Origin of the sequence: Salmonella sp. SJTUF14076, from assembly GCF_015534835.1 — a bacterium.
GTDB lineage: Bacteria > Pseudomonadota > Gammaproteobacteria > Enterobacterales > Enterobacteriaceae > Salmonella > Salmonella enterica.
Map to the genome: position 1 here is coordinate 2,412,680 of NZ_CP064674.1, position 17,580 is coordinate 2,430,259.

A 17,580-nucleotide genomic window follows, 5' to 3' on the forward strand; every position below is an offset into this window, starting at 1 on the left:
CGTGCATCCGTGGAAAAAAGAGGAAAGCAATGGACGTCAGCCGCAGACAATTTTTTAAAATCTGCGCGGGCGGTATGGCGGGAACAACGGTGGCCGCACTGGGTTTTACCCCTAAAATGGCCCTGGCTCAGGCGCGAAACTATAAGCTGTTGCGCGCAAAAGAGATCCGTAACTCCTGCACATACTGTTCCGTAGGTTGCGGGCTATTAATGTATAGCCTGGGAGATGGGGCAAAAAACGCGAAAGAAGCGATTTACCATATTGAAGGCGACCCGGATCATCCGGTAAGCCGTGGCGCGCTGTGCCCGAAAGGGGCCGGTTTGCTGGACTATGTTCACAGTGAAGATCGCCTACGCTATCCGGAATACCGCGCGCCGGGTTCCGACAAGTGGCAGCGCATTAGCTGGGATGACGCTTTCACTCGTATTGCTAAATTAATGAAAGCCGACCGCGACGCCAACTTTATTGAAAAGAATGAGCAGGGCGTCACGGTTAACCGCTGGCTCTCTACCGGAATGCTGTGCGCCTCGGCGGCCAGCAATGAAACGGGTATGCTGACGCAGAAGTTTGCGCGTTCTCTCGGTATGCTGGCGGTAGATAACCAGGCGCGCGTTTGACACGGACCAACGGTAGCAAGTCTTGCTCCAACATTTGGTCGCGGTGCGATGACCAACCACTGGGTGGATATTAAAAACGCCAACGTCGTGATGGTGATGGGCGGCAATGCCGCAGAAGCGCATCCGGTGGGTTTCCGCTGGGCGATGGAAGCGAAAAACAATAACGATGCGACGCTGATTGTCGTTGATCCACGCTTTACGCGTACGGCGTCGGTGGCGGATATCTATGCGCCAATACGTTCCGGTACAGACATTACCTTTCTGTCCGGCGTTTTGCTGTACCTGATCGAAAATAACAAAATCAACGCTGAATACGTTAAGCATTACACCAACGCCAGCCTGCTGGTGCGGGATGATTTTGCCTTTGATGACGGTCTTTTCAGCGGCTATGACGCCCAAAAGCGTCAGTACGATAAATCCTCCTGGAACTACCAGTTTGATGAAAACGGCTATGCCAAACGTGATGAAACGTTGACGCACCCACGCTGTGTGTGGAATCTGCTGAAGCAGCACGTTTCGCGCTACACGCCGGATGTCGTGGAAAACATCTGCGGTACGCCGAAAGCGGATTTCCTGAAGGTGTGTGAGGTGTTGGCCTCTACCAGCGTTCCGGATCGCACTACCACCTTCCTGTATGCGCTGGGCTGGACGCAACATACCGTCGGGGCGCAGAACATCCGTACTATGGCGATGATCCAGTTGCTGCTCGGCAATATGGGGATGGCTGGCGGCGGTGTGAACGCCTTGCGCGGCCACTCTAATATTCAGGGCTTAACGGATTTAGGACTGCTCTCCACCAGCCTGCCGGGTTATCTGACGCTGCCATCGGAAAAACAGGCCGATCTGCAAACTTATCTGGCCGCGAATACCCCCAAAGCGACGCTGGCCGATCAGGTCAACTACTGGGGTAATTATCCTAAGTTCTTCGTCAGCCTGATGAAATCTTTCTATGGCGATGCGGCGCAGCAAGAGAATGACTGGGGCTTTGCCTGGCTGCCTAAGTGGGATCAGTCCTATGACGTGATCAAATATTTCAACATGATGGATAGCGGGAAAGTTACCGGCTATTTCTGTCAGGGCTTTAACCCGGTGGCGTCCTTCCCGGACAAAAACAAAGTGGTGCAAAGCTTAAGCAAACTGAAGTATCTGGTCGTTATCGATCCGCTGGTGACTGAAACGTCAACGTTCTGGCAGAACCACGGCGAATCTAATGATGTCGATCCGACAACGATTCAGACCGAAGTCTTCCGTCTGCCATCTACCTGTTTTGCGGAAGAGGATGGCTCTATCGCTAACTCCGGTCGCTGGTTACAGTGGCACTGGAAAGGTCAGGACGCGCCTGGCGAAGCGCGTAACGACGGCGAGATTCTGGCCGGTATTTACCATCGTCTGCGTGAAATGTATCGCGCAGAAGGCGGTAAAGGCGCCGAACCACTATTGAAGATGAGCTGGAATTACAAGCAGCCGGATGAACCGCATTCGGAAGAAGTGGCGAAAGAGAACAACGGCTATGCGCTGGAAGATCTCTATGACGCCAACGGTACACTGCTTGCCAGGAAAGGCCAGTTATTGAGTAGTTTTGCATTACTGCGCGATGACGGTACGACATCCTCCTCCTGCTGGATTTATACCGGTAGCTGGACGGAGCAGGGCAACCAGATGTCCAGACGTGATAACGCCGACCCGTCAGGGCTTGGCAATACACTGGGTTGGGCGTGGGCGTGGCCGCTAAACCGTCGCGTATTGTATAACCGCGCTTCGGCGGACCCGCAGGGTAAACCGTGGGATCCAAAACGGATGCTGATCCAGTGGAACGGCGCGAAGTGGACAGGGAACGATATTCCGGACTTTAACAACGCGGCGCCGGGGAGCGGGACCAATCCGTTTATCATGCAGCCGGAAGGGCTGGGACGTCTGTTTGCTATTGATAAAATGGCGGAAGGGCCGTTCCCTGAACACTACGAGCCGATGGAAACGCCGCTGGGCACTAACCCACTGCATCCGAATGTGATCTCGAACCCGGCGGCGCGTCTGTATGAAGAAGATGCGCTGCGCATGGGTAAGAAGGAGCAGTTTCCGTACGTGGGCACGACTTACCGCCTCACAGAGCATTTCCATACCTGGACCAAACATGCGCTACTTAACGCTATCGCTCAGCCGGAACAGTTTGTGGAGATCAGTGAGACGCTGGCGGCAGCGAAAGGTATTGCTAACGGCGACTATGTGAAGGTGAGCAGTAAACGCGGGTTTATTCGCGCGGTCGCGGTGGTAACTCGTCGTCTTCGCACCCTGCATGTCAACGGTCAGCAGGTTGAAACGGTGGGGATCCCGATTCACTGGGGCTTTGAGGGTGTCGCGCGCAAAGGCTATATCGCCAATACTCTGACGCCAAATGTCGGTGATGCCAACTCGCAAACTCCGGAATACAAAGCGTTTTTAGTTAACATCGAGAAGGCGTAAGGGAGGCGAACATATGTCTATGGAAACGCAGGACATTATTAAACGGTCCGCAACAAACGCCATCACGCCGCCTCCGCAGGCGCGTGATTACAAAGCCGAAGTCGCGAAACTGATCGACGTCTCCTCCTGTGTCGGCTGTAAAGCCTGCCAGGTAGCCTGTTCTGAATGGAACGATATTCGCGATAACGTTGGCCATTGTGTCGGGGTGTACGATAACCCTGCCGATCTCAGCGCCAAGTCCTGGACGGTGATGCGCTTTACCGAAACCGAGCAGAACGGCAAGCTGGAGTGGCTGATTCGTAAAGATGGTTGTATGCACTGTGAAGATCCAGGCTGTCTTAAAGCCTGTCCATCTGCCGGGGCCATCATCCAGTACGCGAACGGGATTGTTGATTTTCAATCTGAACACTGTATCGGCTGTGGTTACTGTATCGCCGGGTGTCCGTTTAATATTCCGCGCCTCAACAAAGAGGACAACCGCGTTTATAAATGTACGCTCTGCGTCGATCGCGTCAGCGTGGGCCAGGAACCGGCCTGCGTCAAAACTTGTCCGACCGGGGCTATTCACTTCGGCACCAAAAAAGAGATGCTGGAACTGGGTGAGCAACGCGTGGAGAAGTTAAAAGCGCGCGGCTTTGAACATGCCGGTATCTACAACCCGCAGGGCGTCGGCGGCACGCACGTCATGTATGTGCTGCACCATGCCAATCAGCCGGAGTTGTACCACGGCTTGCCAAAAGATCCGCAGATCGATACCTCAATCAATCTGTGGAAAGGGGCGCTAAAACCGCTGGCCGCAGCGGGCTTTATCGCCACTTTCGCCGGTCTGATTTACCACTACATCGGTATTGGCCCGAATAAAGAAACGGACGACGATGAGGAGGATCATCATGAGTAAGTCGAAAATGATTGTGCGCACGAAATTTGTCGACCGCGCCTGTCACTGGACGGTGGTGATCTGCTTCTTCCTGGTAGCGCTGTCGGGGATTTCGTTTTTCTTCCCGACGCTACAATGGTTGACGCAAACTTTCGGCACGCCGCAGATGGGACGTATTTTGCACCCGTTCTTCGGTATTGCCATCTTCATCGCGCTGATGTTTATGTTCGTGCGTTTCGTCCACCACAACATCCCGGATAAAAAAGACATTCCGTGGCTGAAAAATATTGTCGAAGTATTGAAAGGCAATGAGCATAAGGTGGCGGATGTCGGTAAATACAATGCCGGACAGAAGATGATGTTCTGGTCCATTATGAGCATGATTTTTGTGCTGCTGGTGACTGGCGTGATTATCTGGCGTCCGTATTTCGCGCAGTATTTCCCCATGCAGGTGGTGCGTTATAGCCTGTTAATTCATGCGGCGGCGGGCATTATTTTAATGCACGCGATCCTCATCCATATGTATATGGCGTTTTGGGTGAAAGGCTCGATTAAAGGCATGATCGAAGGGAAGGTCAGCCGTCGCTGGGCGAAGAAACATCACCCACGCTGGTATCGTGAAATCGAGAAGGCGGAAGCAAAAAAAGAGAGCGAAAAAGGTATTCAGTAATTCTTTCGCGATCTGATAAACAAGGCGCTATCCTCGTAGCGCCTTGTTTTCATCTGCTGTCTGTATACTCAGACGACCACAGCAAATCGTTTAACGACGGAAATCGATGACCATACGGCCACGAATTTGCCCTTGTTCCATCTCTTTAAAAATAACGTTGATATCTTCAAGCGGACGTAAAGCGACTTTTGGCACGACTTTTCCTTCCGCCGCGAACTGGAAGGCTTCGGTCAGATCCTGGCGTGTCCCCACCAACGAACCGACAACCTGAATGCCATCCAGCACCAGGCGAGGGATATCAAGGTTCATGGCTTCTGGCGGCAGCCCGACTGCCACCACACGACCTCCGGCGCGAACGGCATCTACTGCGGAATTAAACGCCGCCTTAGCAACCGCGGTAACCACCGCTGCGTGCGCGCCACCGGTTTTTTCCTGCACAATTTTAGCCGCATCTTCCGTACGTGAATTAATGGTCAGATCTGCGCCCATTTCCTCGGCCAGTTTCAGTTGTCCATCATTGACATCAATGGCGATCACTTTCGCATTGAAAACGTTTTTCGCGTACTGCAAGGCCAGATTACCCAGACCGCCCAGACCGTAGATGGCAATCCACTGGCCAGGTTTAATATGAGAAATCTTCACCGCTTTATACGTGGTAACGCCCGCGCAGGTAATACTACTTGCCGCCGCAGAGTCCAGACCTTCCGGTACTTTCACCGCATAATCCGCGACGACAATACACTCTTCGGCCATGCCGCCATCTACCGTGTAACCGGCATTTTTCACGTTGCGGCATAAGGTTTCATTGCCCGTATTGCAATACTCACAGTGTCCGCATCCTTCATAAAACCACGCGACACTCGCGCGATCGCCGGGTTTCAGCGAGGTGACACCAGGACCGACTTCCGCCACGACGCCAATGCCTTCGTGTCCCAGAATGACGCCGGTTTTGTCACCGAAATCGCCGTTTTTCACGTGTAGATCGGTATGGCATACGCCGCAGCACTCCATTTTTAGCAAAGCTTCACCGTGGCGAAGGGGACGCAGCGTTTTCTCAGTAACATCAACCTGATGATCTTGTGTGACAACAGCAGCTTTCATAACCTTCTCCTTTTATTAATAGTGAACTGCATAGCAGGTAAGTAATAGCAGGTAAGGCGCTATTACCTCTTTAGGATTAATATTTCTGATGAGTTATGCAAGGCGGCAGAAATACAATGTAATAGTTTAGCCAGGATTATCCTGATAAATCCCCGTTCAATACATAAAGGTGGCTAATATTAGTAGCTTGACAAATAAGCAGGGAAAGGAATTCAGGTGTGTCGACAGACTCACCAAAACTAAAGAAGAAAGTGATATCCGGCGGCATTCACCGCCGGGTACGTATTAAATGGAAGTCCGACGGTAGTCGCGGTATTCCGGTTTCCAGAAGTTATCGTCAATCGCCTGTTGCAGCGCTTCCGCAGAGGTTTTCACCGCTACGCCTTGTTGCTGCGCCATTTTGCCTACGGCAAAAGCGATAGCGCGCGACACGACCTGGATGTCTTTAAGCGCTGGCAACACTAATCCTTCGCCGTTATTCACCAGCGGAGAATGTTTCGCCAGCGTCTCACTGGCTGACATCAGCATTTCATCAGTAATGCGCGATGCGCCGGAAGCGATAACCCCCAGACCGATGCCGGGGAAAATATAGGCGTTATTACATTGTGCGATCGGATAAACCTTATCTTTCCAGATGACCGGCGAGAATGGACTGCCAGTTGCCACCAGCGCGTTGCCTTCCGTCCAGGCGATAATGTCCTGTGGCGTGGCCTCCACGCGAGAGGTGGGATTAGAGAGCGGCATGACGATCGGGCGAGGGCAATGCTTATGCATCTCGCGGATGATCTCTTCAGTAAAGAGCCCGGTCTGGCCGGAAACCCCGATCAGAATATCCGGCTTCACGTTACGCACCACATCCAGCAGCGACAGCACGTCATTTTCGGTATCCCAGTGCTGGAGATTGTCGCATTTCTGCACCAGTTTTGCCTGGAACGGCAATAAATTAGGCATCCGGTCCGTCAACAGGCCGAAGCGATCGACCATAAAAACGTTCTGTCGAGCGGCATCTTCGCTTAAACCTTCACGCTGAGTCTGCGCGATGATCTGTTCAGCAATCCCACATCCGGCGGAACCCGCGCCGAGGAAAACGATTTTCTGCTCGCTAAGCTGACTGCCGGCAGCGCGGCTGGCGGCGATCAACGTACCGACGGTCACGGCTGCGGTGCCCTGAATATCATCGTTAAAGGAGCAAATCTCATCACGATAGCGCGTCAACAGCGGCATTGCGTTTTTCTGCGCGAAATCTTCAAACTGTAGCAGGATATCTGGCCAGCGCTGCTTAACGGCCTGAATAAACTCATCGACAAACGCATAATACTCATCGTCGGTAATGCGCGGATGACGCCAGCCCATGTAAAGCGGATCGTTGAGTAACTGTTGATTGTTGGTGCCGACATCCAGCACAACGGGAAGGGTATAGGCCGGACTAATGCCGCCGCAGGCGGTGTATAATGACAGCTTACCGATAGGGATCCCCATCCCGCCGATGCCCTGATCGCCAAGCCCCAGAATCCGCTCGCCATCCGTCACCACAATAACTTTAATGTTGTGGTTAGGCACATTCTGCAAAATGTCGTCCATATTGTGACGGTTCGGATAAGAGATAAATACGCCGCGCGCCCGGCGATAAATCTCAGAGAAGCGCTCACAGGCCGCGCCCACGGTCGGGGTATAGATAACCGGCATCATCTCTTCAAGATGGTTTTGCACCAGTCGATAAAAGAGCGTTTCGTTGGTATCCTGGATGTTACGCAGGTAAATATGCTTATCGATTTCTGTTTTAAACCCCTGATACTGGAGCCAGGCGCGTTCGGCCTGTTCTTCAATCGACTCGACGACCTCTGGCAGAAGCCCTGACAAATTGAAGTTGCGGCGCTCTTCTACGCTAAAAGCGCTGCCTTTGTTTAACAGGGGAAATTCCAGCAATACAGGGCCAGCGTAAGGGATATAAAGGGAACGTGCTTTCTTGGTTGTAGTTTCCATGTTACTCACTCTTTTTCGAATAACTGTCCCTGGCACCGTCGTTTATCATCATATATTGCCTTCCACCAGGGAACCGACCCTGAGTATAAAGCATTGTGAGACGTTAAGGTCATTCCTATAAACAAAAACACCATTGCAGATGCAATGGTGTTTAACGTCATTTCAGGACTGTACGATTACTTTTGGCTATCGGCGCGGCGCTTTCTGCCGGTTGGGTTATTCACCACGCTGCTGGTGTCGCCTTCAGTAACAACCTTACGCTGGTTGGAAATTCTGTAATCCAGTCCAAGTATATGACGAGCCTGACGGTTCGATTTCATGTTAACTCCTCAATCCTGTTGCTAGTTTTAAGGACAAATTCGCTTACGCGAAAGAAACGTAACCCCTAAGGTTGCCGATACAGCATAGCAGGTTTTACAGAGTCGGGTGCTGCCCGCTTACCACATAGTTGATGGTCTGCTGGTAGATGTCACTGAGGATGTCATTGTCGGAAGCCTCAACCCATTTGGTCAGCTCCATTAAAATATCATCTTCAGTGACAACGCCTAACTCCGCACGTAATCCTTGTTCAATCGCGTTGACCAGGGCCGGTTGTGCTGCTGAGGTATTTGCTGAGTGATAAGTAAACATATAATGCCTCCGTGAACATGTATTTATTTAGTACGGCTCGCAGAAAATTAATTCGTATTCAGCATGGCAAACATTTTTGCGGCTGTGGTTAAGATTAGTCCTGGAGTTATTTTAACGCAAGGCGGAGCTCTAATTGTTTACCCCAGAAGAAAATATATTAAGTTTGCCAATTACATATCCTCATACAAATAGTGGTCAATTAATATACATTTAAAATGCTACTTATTGCGATTTTTATCCTTTATTACAACGAGATAAGATAAATCTTAATATGAATGAAAATATACATAATGGAATACGCTTCCGGAAGAAAGGGTAAGGATAAAAGGAGGGATATATTCTTTAAAGAAAGGGAGGCCTGTTGGTTTAATATCCATCAATGAAAAAGCATAAACCATTATCTATATCTGAAGCGCGGGTAATTGACAACATGCTACATCCATCGGCATGGACAACGCAGATTAGCAGCATGGTCTATACTTTATTTTTTGAGCCAACAGGAGAGCAAAAATGACAATCCATAAGAAAGGTCAGGCACACTGGGAAGGCGACATCAAACGGGGTAAAGGTACTGTATCAACAGAAAGCGGCGTGCTTAATCAACAACCGTATGGATTCAATACCCGGTTCGAAGGCGCGCAGGGAACCAACCCGGAAGAGCTAATTGGCGCCGCACATGCGGCCTGTTTCTCCATGGCGCTATCACTCATGCTGGGAGAGGCTGGATTTACGCCGACATCCATTGACACAACCGCTGACGTATCGCTTGATAAGGTGGAGGCGGGCTTCGCCATTACCAAAATTGCGCTACAAAGCAAAGTTGCGGTAGCAGATATTGATGCTTCAACTTTCGATCAAATCATCCAGAAAGCAAAAGCCGGGTGCCCGGTATCGCAGGTTCTGAATGCGGAAATCACCCTCGACTACCAGCTTAACGCCTGATAACCTCGCCAGCCCGGTAACGACTCTTGTTTATCGGGCTGTTGAATATCGCTTTTTCTCCGTCTCTCATTTTCTTCACGCTATCGGGCGTTAAAAGTAAACAGAGCGAATGAAAATGTATCAGACGTCAGGAACCTCGAGAAGCGTCTTCTTACCGTGCCTTTGTTGGTATTCATTACAGGTGTTAATCATTTTCTTTGCAGCTCCTTTTAGTAAAGAAAGCATTAAATCATCATAATCAACGTAGAATCTGGTTGTTTCGGTTTCCGTTTTTATCTCCCCAATTGCTGCTATTTCAGTGGCTAATTTCAATTTTGCCGCATCGATATCTTTATTCGCTTGTTTCACTGTGGCTGATAAGCTAGTAAAGAAATTTTGCACTGCTTTTAGCCTGTTATTCAATTCTGGAATCAATTTCCCTTCAATCACGCCCGCAGCAATAGAATAGGAAATAATTAATCCAAACGGACCGGCGACTATGCCGGCTGCAGCACCGGCATAAGCTTCCTTACGAATTCTATCCACCTGTGACTGGAAATAACTACTTTTTTCCGAAAAATCATTAGTTAACTGGCTATCTAATGCCAGCAGTTTTCCGGAAGCGTTGTTGAAACTTTGTGAACTTGTCAGGAGAGATTTTTGCGCTTCATTCAGTTTCTTGACACCATCATCTAATATCCTGATGAGAATGTCTTTCTGGGCTGATGCTTTTTTCTCATTATATTCATCAAATAGTAAAATATACGCTGAGAGTAATTGCGTCACGACACCACACCATTCATAAACAGTTTGTGTCGCTTCAAAATACTTGTCCTGGCTGTCCATAAGCAAAACTTTAATATCACCAACTAAAACAGAAGCTTCCTGCGAATACTCCTGTTTAAAACGGCTTAACTCTTTTATGGTTTCATCAAAGGTCTTCCAGGGGATGACCTGGTCGAGGTATTTGTTATAAAGATCTAATGCCCCATCTGCGGTTTCGATCGCGCTTTTAACTACCTCTACAGTTTGTTCTGCAAATATACCGGTCATAATCATTTGCCTCTTTAAATATATAAATTGTAATTAAGTGACTGTTTTATAACGCATTCTTACCTATTACCTCCAGACAACTTTTGTAGCTTTAACATTCCAGAAGCTGGAAATACTGCCTGCTTCCTGCTTATCTACGCAGGGTACGATTACTCTGCTGCATTTTCTCCAGAATACGACCAAAAGAAACTGTTTTGCTTCCTACTTTCACCATTCCATCTTCCGGCAAGTAGCTAAATTTGACGTACAGTATATTTTTGCTGATTTTATCTTTTTGCTTCATAGCCAAAATGGCTTGCTGTAATGCTTTTAGGTCGGAGGGGATTCCCACCGCATCGGTGATATCGGTACCGGGCACAAATTTCGATACCTGATCAACAGTTTGAGTCAATATATCCTGTAGCGGAAATAATCCGGTAAAACGTTGTTTGGGTTTATATTTTGTCACTCCCATATAAATGTCAGGTAGACCTTTAATGTGGTTTTCAATGCTGCGAGTTTTATTTTGCAACATAAATTCGCTAATCTCTACCGGAGAGCCGATCAATACCAGCGGCTTCACTCCTGCACCTTTTTCGGAAAAGAGATAGTTGTTGCTGCTGCTTTTTACTGCTTTTTGCAACTCGCCACGATCCATGATTAAGCTGTAATATTTACCCTCTTTCACAACAGGTTTGGGTTCACGCCACATATTGATATCGCTAGCTTGTGCCATACTGGATACCATCATGTAACCGAAAAACGCCAATGTTACGGATAGTTTCATTAACTTACCTTTTTAATTAGCCAAAAAAAATAGCACTCGTAAAAAGTATAAAGCCGTGGTTGCAACAAAACTTAAACGTCGCTCACTTCACCGATAAGCATTTATTTATCTTAATTATATAAATTTCCCTCCTAATAATACCTGAATTATTACCCTTTGGATTCAACTACTTGCAGTTATAGTGCTAAATAACAATGAATCTACTGGAAGTATACAGTTTGTGTACGAAAGGTGTTTTTTATGATTACGGAAATCTGAAATTGTCCGACTATCTGTAAATGCTATGAAATTGTATTGTAGATCCGATTGCGCCCGGTGCTGATGACTACCGGGGCAATAGTGGTTGGTTTAGCCCTGATAGGGTTCGCCAGCGGCGTAAACGCCGCAAGCCGTTTTGGCCAGGGTTGGTGGTTGCCTCCGGAATGCTGACAGGCAATCTGTTTTACGATGTTTGTTCTGCCCACCGTTTGTGTCTGGCTGGCGCGCGATCGCGACGGCATGTCAGAGCGAAGTTCTCTTTCATCAGCTCAACGTAGTGCATACCACATCCGTGGCTATTGTCGTGGCCTACTTTTTCGCCTTAAAATCTGCTCGCCATGTTGCTTTATTCATCAAACATCAAAATCAGTCAACGTAAATATCAATAATAGCCATATCACGGAGGGTGATCTTTATTCCTGAGAGAGGAGGGGTATTATTTTCTGTGTTCTACATTAACGGGTTAACGCGCAGATGTAGAGGTTATTTATATAATTATTGGAGCAACAACAATGAATAAATTCTCCCTTGCTACAGCAGGTATTATCGTGGCAGCGCTGGTAACCAGTGTTAGCGTGAATGCGGCAACAGATACTACTAAAACAAACGTTACGCCTAAAGGTATGAGCTGCCAGGAGTTTGTTGACCTCAATCCGCAGACGATGGCGCCAGTCGCTTTCTGGGTGCTGAATGAAGATGAAGATTTTAAAGGCGGGGACTACGTAGATTTCCAGGAAACTGAGACGACAGCAGTGCCGCTAGCCGTTGAGCTTTGTAAGAAAAACCCGCAGAGTGAATTAAGCAAAATAAAAGACGAAATCAAGAAAGAACTCTCAAAATAAGAGTAAACTGATATCAAAACCCGGCCTGTGTGTCGGGTTTTACTATTTGTGACACCGTCACAAATAACATCTTCCATTTCTTCTACCAATCACGTGGTATTGCACTATTTTCATTAGAGCCCTTTCACTATATGGAGACCTAATGAAAATTTTACCGCTGGCACTCTTTATCATTCCTTTTCTGGCCGGATGCGGCGCCAATAATACGCCGCCGCAAACACCTATTCCCGGGGAAAAAACCTCTGCCAAATTACGTACCCTGGAAACAGGCGCGGCGGCTATTCAATCCAGACCACCTGTCGATGCCATCAGTACCTACCTTGACGGGTTCCATTTTTATAGCGGTGATAAAAACGGACAGATGGAAGCGCACCATTACGTTACCGTCCTGAACGAAGATGTCATGCAGGCGGTGATTTACGACGGCAATACGAAACACGCGCGCCTGATGGGGGTGGAGTACATTATCAGCGAACGTTTATTTAAAACGCTTCCTCCCGAGGAGAAAAAACTGTGGCACAGCCACCAGTACGAGGTGAAATCCGGTAGCCTGGTGGCGCCTGGCTTACCGCAGGTCGCTGATAAAGCGTTGATGAGTAAGATTGTTAATACTTATGGCAAGACCTGGCACACCTGGCATACCGACCGGGATAAAACCCTGCCAATGGGTATCCCTGCGCTGATGATGGGCTTTACTGGCGACGGGCAGCTTGACCCCGCGCTGCTGGCCGATCGGGATCGCCGTCTGGGAATTGATACCCAGGCCATTAAACGCGAGCGGCAGGAGCTGCCTGAGCATCCCGTTGTTAAGGGGGCTAACGCCTGGGAGCAGGGGGAGGTTATCCAGCTACAGCGTGTTCAGGGCTCTGGCGAACACGGGCGAGGCGATACCGCGCACTTCGGTACATCTGAGCAATCCCGACAATAATTCCACGATTTTACACGCAGATAGGAAAAAGAATGCCTGTTAAGTGACAGTGTCACGTAAAAATTAGCCCCATAGTCTATGCTTGTTTTTCGGATGCTGTAGAGGTTATGGGTTAAACGGAGCGACAAATGAGTTCAAAAATTTTTTGCAAAAGCTGGGGAGCTGAATATATCGCCGCTGATGTCGTCCGCTTTCGTCTTTGGGCCACCGGTCAGCAAAAGGTTATGCTCAGGCTTGCGGGTAAAGACCAGGAAATGCAGGCGAGTGGTGACGGCTGGTTTACGCTGGACGTCTCCGGGGTGACGCCAGGTACGGAGTATAACTTTGTACTCAGCGATGGCATGGTGGTCCCCGATCCGGCTTCCCGCGCCCAAAAAACTGACGTCAACGGTCCGTCATATGTGGTTGATCCAGGCAGCTACGCGTGGCGCAACACCGGGTGGAAAGGTAGCCGTTGGGAGCAGGCCGTGGTGTACGAGATGCATACAGGCACGTTCACTCCGGAAGGCACCTTCCGCGCCGCAATAGCGAAGCTGCCTTATCTCGCTGAACTCGGCGTTACCGTTATTGAAGTGATGCCCGTTGCGCAATTTGGCGGCGAGCGCGGCTGGGGCTATGACGGCGTACTGCTTTACGCGCCGCATTCTGCCTATGGGACGCCGGATGATTTCAAGGCGTTTATTGACGCCGCGCATGGGTATGGTCTTTCCGTCGTCCTGGATATTGTGCTGAACCATTTCGGCCCGGAAGGAAATTATTTACCGCTATTGGCGCCGGCGTTTTTCCACAAAGAGCGCATGACGCCGTGGGGAAATGGTATCGCCTATGATGTCGACGCCGTGCGGCGCTATATCATCGAGGCGCCGTTATACTGGCTGACAGAATACCATCTCGACGGCTTACGCTTTGACGCTATCGATCAGATTGAGGACAGTAGCGCAAAGCATGTGCTGGTTGAAATCGCACAACGTATTCGGGAAGACATTACCGACAGACCCATTCATCTGACTACCGAAGATAGCCGCAATATTATTTCTCTGCATCCCCGTGATCAGGATGGCAATGCGCCGCTGTTTACCGCCGAATGGAATGACGATTTTCATAATGCCGTCCACGTTTTTGCGACCGGAGAGACCCAGGCCTACTACAATGATTTTGCTGATGCCCCGGAAAAACACCTCGCAAGAGCGCTGGCCGAAGGATTCGCTTATCAGGGAGAAATTTCCCCCCAAACCGGCGAACCTCGCGGCGTAAAAAGTACCGGACAACCTCCGGTCGCCTTTGTGGATTTTATTCAGAATCACGATCAGGTCGGTAACCGCGCCCAGGGCGACAGACTGATAACCCTGGCGGGCGCTGAACGAACAAAAGTATTGCTCGCCACGTTGCTGCTTTCACCGCATATTCCGCTGCTTTTTATGGGCGAAGAGTATGGCGAAAGCCGTCCTTTTCTTTTTTTTACCGATTTCCATGGGGATTTAGCCCGCGCCGTTCGTGAAGGTCGCGCAAAAGAGTTTGCCGATCATGCAGGGGAGAATGTTCCGGACCCGAATGCACCAGAGACCTTTCAACGCTCAAAACTTAACTGGAAGCAACAGCACAGTGAAGAGGGTAAAGCGTGGCTGGCGTTTACCCGCGAACTACTGCTTTTGCGCCAGAAGCATATCGTGCCGCTGTTGTCCGCTGCCCGTGAGAGCTCAGGAACGGTATTGCAAACCGCGCCCGGATTTATTGCCGTTAGCTGGCGTTTTCCGGGAGGAACACTGTCACTGGCGCTGAATATTAGCGCCACGACGGTATTGCTGCCCGATTTACCGGGTAAGACCCTCTTCGCCTGGCCGAATGAATCCACCGGGTCGCTTTCCCAACATTCTCTTATTGTCCGCTTAGCCCAGGGAGAGTCTGCATCATGATCCCAACTGCAACGTATCGTCTTCAGTTTCGTAATGGCATGACCTTCGATCGCGCTGCGGCGCTGGTGCCTTACCTTAAAAATCTGGGTATCAGCCATCTTTATGCCTCACCCATCTTTACCGCCACCAAAGCGTCAACGCATGGTTATGATGTCACCGATGCGAATGAGATTGAGCCTTCTATTGGCGGGCGCGAAGGATTTGAAAGACTGGTGGCCGAACTTAAAGCGCAAGGGCTGGGATTGATCATCGATATTGTGCCTAATCACATGGCCAGCTCGCTGGAAAACGCCTGGTGGCGCGACGTGCTTGAATATGGCAAGGAGAGCCGTTACGCGCGCCATTTCGATATTGACTGGTCGCGCCGACTGACGCTGCCTTTTTTAGGCGACACGTTTGACGCCGTGCTGGAAAACGGAGAAATTGCGATCAAGCCCGATCCCGCTACGGGTAAACCCGCGTTCGCCTATTATGATAACTATTATCCGCTTGCGCCGGCGACATGGCAGGGGCGCGAGGCCGAAATACTGGCGCTTACCGATAAAGCCGCTATTGCTGATTTGCATGAGCGCCAGCCGTGGAAATTAATGTCCTGGCGCGAGGCCGCTCGCTCGCTTTCATATCGGCGTTTCTTTGAGGTCACAGGGCTGGTAGGAATGCGGGTGGAAGATAAAACCGTCTTCGACGATACACATCGGCTGATTCTGGAGCTGGTCAGAACGGGGGCGGTTGACGGTTTACGTATCGATCATATCGACGGCCTTGCCGATCCGAAAGCCTATCTTGCGCGTTTACGTCAGGAAGTGGGGCCGGCGTGCTATATCACCGTGGAAAAAATTCTCGCTAAAGGCGAGCAACTTCCTGATGACTGGCCGGTTTCCGGCACCACAGGCTATGAATTTATCGCCTCGCTGGCGGAGGTGCTGGTTGACGATGAGCAGATAGACAATTTGCGCCAGGCTTACGAGACCGTTAAAGGCGCGCCAGTGGATATGCGGGCGGAATTACGGGCGGCTAAATTGCTGATGGTCGATCGCAATTTCGAGGGGGAATTTACCCGGCTGCTCGCGCTTGCGCTGTCGATTGCCAGCGAGCTACAGATCGCACAGGAAGAGAGCGTCGTTCGGCAGGCGTTACGCGAGTTATTAATTGCCTTTCCTGTATATCGCACTTACGGCACGGCAGAAGGGCTACCGCCGACCGATATTTGCCTGTTACACCGTATTGTGGAACGGGTAAAGACGCTTGAAAACCCTCCGCAGCCAGAAGCGCTTACATTTCTGAGCCGTCTTCTTACCGGCGATGTTCCCGCCTCCAGCCAGGAGGAGGCGACACAGTTTCGCGTTCGGTTCCAGCAACTCACCGGTCCGCTGATGGCGAAATCGGTAGAGGATACGCTTTTCTTTCGTCAAAACATGGGACTGGCGTTAAATGAAGTCGGCGCCGAGCCCGTCACGCATCACTTCTCCATCGAACGCTTTCACCATGAGATGAAAACCCGACAGGCGCGACAGCCTGATGCGTTATCCGGTACGTCGACCCACGATACCAAGCGAGGCGAGGATGCGCGAGCACGGCTGTATACGCTTACCGAAGCGCCGGAGCAGTGGAGCGAATGCCTTGCCCGCTGGCGGCAGATGAACCAGACCCATGTCAAATTTTTGAATGATGGCACTGCGCCAAAATCGGCGGATACGTGGATGTTATATCAGGCGCTGACCGGCGTCTGGCCCCCGACGCTACAACCACAGGACGAAACAGGTTTAAACGCGCTGAAAACACGCTTTGAAGCCTTTGTGGAGAAAGCGCTACGCGAAGCGAAGCTGCGTACCGATTGGGTGGACAGTAATGAGGCTTACGAAACGGCAATGCTTGATTACGCCCGTTATTTACTGGCGCCGGATAATCAGACATTTTTGCAGGATTTTTATCGTTCCTTGCAACCCTTCATCCGCGCAGGGCTGGTTAACAGCCTGACGCAGACCGTTATCAAATTAACCGCGCCGGGAGTACCTGATATCTATCAGGGAAGCGAGGCGTTGAATTTTAGTCTTGTCGATCCCGACAACCGCCGCGAACCGGATTTCGCCACGCTGGCGCAGCAGTTAGACCAACTGACGCCGGGAGTTTTCTCGCGCGAAGAGAGTTGGCTGAACGGGCAGGTGAATCAGTATGCCACCGCCGCCTTACTGCGTTTGCGTCAGCAGAATCATGAGCTCTTCCGTTTTGGCGACTATATACCGCTGCGGGCTGTTGGTCAGCGTGCCGACAAGGTCATCGCTTACGCCAGAGTCAATCATGATGATGCGCTGATCGTTGTTGCGCCCCGACTGGTGTTCGCCGAATGTGACGGCTTATTGTCACAATCGCATAGCGGTTTCTGGGCAGGAACCGACATTATTATACCCGGACAGCTTAATCAGCATCGTTATCGCAATGTGCTTACCCAAGAGAGGTTAATGCCTGGTGAACGCCTGTCGTTGGCCTCACATCAGGGCGGCGTACTGGTTTTAATGAGCGACTGAGTTTATGTGTTGATGTGCCGTGACAGGACAACGTTT

At 50.3% G+C, this 17,580-nt stretch carries 14 protein-coding genes; 8 read left to right on the forward strand and 6 right to left on the reverse strand.

Going from position 1 to position 17,580, the window contains the following annotated elements; all coding sequences use genetic code 11:
- The first annotated feature begins 29 nt into the window (after positions 1-29).
- From fdnG to fdnI, 3 genes are read left to right on the forward strand one after another with little or no spacing between them, the layout of a single operon-like run.
- Positions 30-3,077 carry a formate dehydrogenase-N subunit alpha gene (gene fdnG / locus HU143_RS11735; protein WP_077909999.1) on the forward strand — a complete coding sequence of 1,016 codons (3,048 nt, stop codon included), beginning with the start codon at positions 30-32 and terminating at the stop codon, positions 3,075-3,077.
- Between the two features lie 13 nt (positions 3,078-3,090).
- A complete protein-coding gene (gene fdxH / locus HU143_RS11740; RefSeq protein WP_000061599.1) occupies positions 3,091-3,975 on the forward strand; it encodes a formate dehydrogenase subunit beta in 885 nt (294 codons plus the stop codon).
- Positions 3,968-4,624: a formate dehydrogenase-N subunit gamma gene (fdnI, locus tag HU143_RS11745; RefSeq protein WP_000045658.1), complete on the forward strand. Its 657-nt coding sequence runs from the start codon at positions 3,968-3,970 to the stop codon at positions 4,622-4,624. Before fdxH ends, fdnI begins: the two co-directional genes overlap by 8 nt.
- A gap of 90 nt (positions 4,625-4,714) precedes the next feature.
- Here fdnI and adhP read toward each other — a convergent pair whose 3' ends face one another.
- From adhP to bdm, 4 genes are all read right to left on the reverse strand, one after another.
- Positions 4,715-5,725 carry an alcohol dehydrogenase AdhP gene (adhP, locus tag HU143_RS11750; protein ID WP_000642447.1) on the reverse strand — a complete coding sequence of 337 codons (1,011 nt, stop codon included), beginning with the start codon at positions 5,723-5,725 and terminating at the stop codon, positions 4,715-4,717.
- A 285-nt stretch (positions 5,726-6,010) separates the two neighbouring features.
- Positions 6,011-7,708, reverse strand: coding sequence for an NAD-dependent malic enzyme (locus HU143_RS11755; RefSeq protein ID WP_000450511.1), 1,698 nt, complete (start codon positions 7,706-7,708; stop codon positions 6,011-6,013).
- A gap of 176 nt (positions 7,709-7,884) precedes the next feature.
- Entirely contained in the window at positions 7,885-8,028 is a 144-nt protein-coding gene (gene sra / locus HU143_RS11760; RefSeq protein WP_000841559.1) for a stationary-phase-induced ribosome-associated protein, read from the reverse strand.
- A 94-nt stretch (positions 8,029-8,122) separates the two neighbouring features.
- Positions 8,123-8,338, reverse strand: a complete 216-nt coding sequence (bdm, locus tag HU143_RS11765) for a biofilm-dependent modulation protein (RefSeq protein WP_000495700.1) — start codon at positions 8,336-8,338, stop codon at positions 8,123-8,125.
- 510 nt (positions 8,339-8,848) lie between these two features.
- Between bdm and HU143_RS11770 the strand changes: the two genes are divergently transcribed.
- Complete coding sequence (locus tag HU143_RS11770; protein ID WP_000152297.1) at positions 8,849-9,280, forward strand: OsmC family protein; 432 nt, start codon at positions 8,849-8,851, stop codon at positions 9,278-9,280.
- A gap of 120 nt (positions 9,281-9,400) precedes the next feature.
- Here HU143_RS11770 and hlyE read toward each other — a convergent pair whose 3' ends face one another.
- The gene (gene hlyE, locus HU143_RS11775) at positions 9,401-10,312 is read right to left on the reverse strand and encodes a hemolysin HlyE (protein WP_023227511.1); all 912 of its coding nucleotides are present in this window, start codon (positions 10,310-10,312) and stop codon (positions 9,401-9,403) included.
- A gap of 130 nt (positions 10,313-10,442) precedes the next feature.
- The gene (locus HU143_RS11780) at positions 10,443-11,078 is read right to left on the reverse strand and encodes a hypothetical protein (RefSeq protein WP_000778348.1); all 636 of its coding nucleotides are present in this window, start codon (positions 11,076-11,078) and stop codon (positions 10,443-10,445) included.
- 770 nt (positions 11,079-11,848) lie between these two features.
- On the opposite strand from HU143_RS11780, the gene hdeB reads away from it, so the two are divergent.
- The 4 genes from hdeB (at position 11,849) to treY (ending at position 17,544) form a co-directional block, all read left to right on the forward strand.
- Complete coding sequence (hdeB, locus tag HU143_RS11785) at positions 11,849-12,178, forward strand: acid-activated periplasmic chaperone HdeB (RefSeq protein WP_001032161.1); 330 nt, start codon at positions 11,849-11,851, stop codon at positions 12,176-12,178.
- A 142-nt stretch (positions 12,179-12,320) separates the two neighbouring features.
- Positions 12,321-13,106 carry an OBAP family protein gene (locus HU143_RS11790; protein ID WP_001579987.1) on the forward strand — a complete coding sequence of 262 codons (786 nt, stop codon included), beginning with the start codon at positions 12,321-12,323 and terminating at the stop codon, positions 13,104-13,106.
- Positions 13,107-13,234: 128 nt separating this feature from the next.
- Complete coding sequence (treZ, locus tag HU143_RS11795) at positions 13,235-15,019, forward strand: malto-oligosyltrehalose trehalohydrolase (protein ID WP_023227510.1); 1,785 nt, start codon at positions 13,235-13,237, stop codon at positions 15,017-15,019.
- Positions 15,016-17,544 (forward strand): malto-oligosyltrehalose synthase, encoded by a 2,529-nt coding sequence (gene treY / locus HU143_RS11800; RefSeq protein ID WP_023227509.1) that lies wholly within the window; start codon positions 15,016-15,018, stop codon positions 17,542-17,544. Before treZ ends, treY begins: the two co-directional genes overlap by 4 nt.
- The last annotated feature ends 36 nt before the right edge of the window (positions 17,545-17,580 follow it).

Excerpts from the sequence above, each read along its gene's own strand:
- fdxH (WP_000061599.1), top strand. The coding sequence starts at position 3,091 with ATGTCTATGGAAACGCAGGACATTATTAAACGGTCCGCAACAAACGCC.
- fdnI (WP_000045658.1), top strand. The coding sequence starts at position 3,968 with ATGAGTAAGTCGAAAATGATTGTGCGCACGAAATTTGTCGACCGCGCC.
- adhP (WP_000642447.1), bottom strand. The coding sequence starts at position 5,725 with ATGAAAGCTGCTGTTGTCACACAAGATCATCAGGTTGATGTTACTGAG.
- HU143_RS11755 (WP_000450511.1), bottom strand. The coding sequence starts at position 7,708 with ATGGAAACTACAACCAAGAAAGCACGTTCCCTTTATATCCCTTACGCT.
- sra (WP_000841559.1), bottom strand. The coding sequence starts at position 8,028 with ATGAAATCGAACCGTCAGGCTCGTCATATACTTGGACTGGATTACAGA.
- bdm (WP_000495700.1), bottom strand. The coding sequence starts at position 8,338 with ATGTTTACTTATCACTCAGCAAATACCTCAGCAGCACAACCGGCCCTG.
- HU143_RS11770 (WP_000152297.1), top strand. The coding sequence starts at position 8,849 with ATGACAATCCATAAGAAAGGTCAGGCACACTGGGAAGGCGACATCAAA.
- hlyE (WP_023227511.1), bottom strand. The coding sequence starts at position 10,312 with ATGACCGGTATATTTGCAGAACAAACTGTAGAGGTAGTTAAAAGCGCG.
- HU143_RS11780 (WP_000778348.1), bottom strand. The coding sequence starts at position 11,078 with ATGAAACTATCCGTAACATTGGCGTTTTTCGGTTACATGATGGTATCC.
- hdeB (WP_001032161.1), top strand. The coding sequence starts at position 11,849 with ATGAATAAATTCTCCCTTGCTACAGCAGGTATTATCGTGGCAGCGCTG.
- HU143_RS11790 (WP_001579987.1), top strand. The coding sequence starts at position 12,321 with ATGAAAATTTTACCGCTGGCACTCTTTATCATTCCTTTTCTGGCCGGA.
- treZ (WP_023227510.1), top strand. The coding sequence starts at position 13,235 with ATGAGTTCAAAAATTTTTTGCAAAAGCTGGGGAGCTGAATATATCGCC.
- treY (WP_023227509.1), top strand. The coding sequence starts at position 15,016 with ATGATCCCAACTGCAACGTATCGTCTTCAGTTTCGTAATGGCATGACC.